Source organism: Paenibacillus sp. 01T422 (assembly GCF_056398785.1).
Map to the genome: position 1 here is coordinate 1 of NZ_JBFTQB010000996.1, position 2236 is coordinate 2236.

General features: G+C 51.9%; 2 protein-coding genes. Both read left to right on the forward strand.

Going from position 1 to position 2236, the window contains the following annotated elements; translation table 11 throughout:
* Nucleotides 1–1284: glycoside hydrolase family 15 protein (locus AC1DUA_RS34620; protein ID WP_477504053.1), on the forward strand; the 1284-nt coding region annotated here is incomplete at its 5' end.
* A gap of 18 nt (nt 1285–1302) precedes the next feature.
* Nucleotides 1303–2236: alcohol dehydrogenase catalytic domain-containing protein (locus AC1DUA_RS34625; RefSeq protein ID WP_477504054.1), on the forward strand; the 934-nt coding region annotated here is incomplete at its 3' end.

The window sequence follows — 2236 nt, forward strand, 5'->3', positions numbered from 1 at the left end:
GATCACTGGGTGAAATGGGTTAACCAGGATGCTCATCAGCTTACTTTGCTGAAACCGGACCTTTCTTCCTTTTATAAAAGATGCCTGTTGATCACTAGGACGAATGTTGACAATCGTGGTGCCATTATTGCAGCAAATGACTCGGATATTTTGAAGTTTGCCAAAGATACCTATTCCTATATGTGGCCGCGGGACGGGGCTCTGGTGTCTCATGCCTTAGACCGGGCCGGTTACTATGAGTTGTCGAGGAAGTTTTTTGACTTTTGCATAAAAGTGTTGACACCTGAGGGGTATCTCATGCACAAATACAATCCGGACAGCTCCGTAGGCTCAAGCTGGCATCCGTGGGTGGATGGTCAGGGGAAAAAGCAGTTGGCCATTCAAGAGGATGAAACGGCACTCGTTCTGTATACGCTGTGGCATCATCATAAGCTGGCAGGTACCATAGAGCGTTCGCGGGAAGATTACGAGAAGTTTGTGAAACCCGCTGCGGACTTCCTAGTTCATTATCGGGACGCTTCAGGGCTTCCGCTACCCTCCTATGACCTATGGGAAGAGCGTTATGGCGTATTAGCGTTTACGGTCGCATCTGTGTATGCGGGGCTAGTCGCTGCCGCCCGTTTTGCTGAGTATCATCAGGATAAAGCGCGGGCTGTTTATTATGCAGATATCGCGGAGCAGGTGAAAAAGGCAGCGGAACAGCAGCTGTTCGCGGCCGATCAGAATCGCTTTTTACGTGCTTTGTATTGGAGTTATGATGAAAATAAATATGTGCCTGATTATACAATGGATATGAGCATGTACGGGCTTTTCGACTTTGGATTGTTCGAGCTGGAGGATCCGAGGATCATAGCGACGATGAAGATTCTAAAAGAGAAATTGTGGGTACATACGGATATCGGCGGCATTGCCAGGTATGAAAATGATTACTACCACCAGGTGACGAATGATGTGGCTAAAGTACCCGGGAATCCGTGGTTTATTTGTACACTTTGGTATGCGGAATGGCTGGTAGCCTCGGCAAAAGTGATTGAAGATCTACAGGAAGCAGAGAATCTGATGCGCTGGGGAATACGTCACGCGCTGCCATCGGGCACAATGGCAGAGCAGGTGCATCCATTCACAGGAGCGCCGCTCTCCGTCTCGCCGCTGACATGGTCACATGCTTCTTTTATTAAAGTCACACAAGAATATTTGTCTAAATTAAAGAAGTTTACCTCGACGGGAACGAAGCAAGCAGCAGATGCCAGCGAAGACAAAGTGCTGGAGCCGGTTGTTCAATAGTAGGGAGGAGATGATGAGATGAAGGCGATTCGCGTCAAACAACTGCGACAAGGCCATGCATCGATTGCGCTAGAAACTGTGGAAGATCCTGTGATTGCTCATCCGCAAGAAGTGATTGTCAAGGTATTGGCAGTAGGTTTGGATGGTACGGATAAGGAGATTTTGCAGGAAAAATACGGTGTTCCCCCGCAAGGGGAGGACGATTTGACGACCGGTCATGAATCCTTGGGCGTTGTTGCCGAAGCTGGCGCAGAGAGCGGATTCCAAGCCGGAGATCTCGTGACCGCAATTGTGCGGCGGCCCTGCCGGAATCAGAGCTGCGTCAATTGCCGGAACGGTCACTCTGACTTCTGCCAAACCGGCGAATTTGTGGAGCGCGGCATCAAAGGCGCTCACGGATTCCTCTCGGAATACTACAAAGAAGAAGGACGTTACCTCGTGCAAGTTCCCACTGAACTGCTTGAGCAAGGCGTGCTGGTCGAACCGCAGAGCATTGTTGAGAAGGTGTGGGATCAGGTCCTTCGCGTGCAGCAACGGCTGATCTGGGAGCCGAAGACAGCGCTCATCCTTGGCTCAGGACCGCTAGGGCTGCTCGCTGCCGTGACGTGCAGGCTGCTCGGCCTGGACGTGCATGTTTGGTCCAAATCCCCGCAGGATAGTCTGCAAGCGCAGCTTGTTAAGGACTGCGGGGGTGTATACCAAACGGCTGGCGAGGGCGAAGCTGGCGCTGAGAGTTTAACGGCTTATGCGGAGGGACTCGGCAAGCCTCTGGATCTTGTGCTCGAATGCACGGGCTTCAGCCCGCTGGCCTTCGAGGCTATGGCTGTGCTAGCGCCGAATGGCGTGCTAGCGCTGCTTGGGGTCACGCCAGCTGATCGCAAGCTGGAGATTTCCTCCGACATGCTCAATCAGAGCATGGTGCTGGAGAATAAGTGCGTGATCGGTTCAGTGA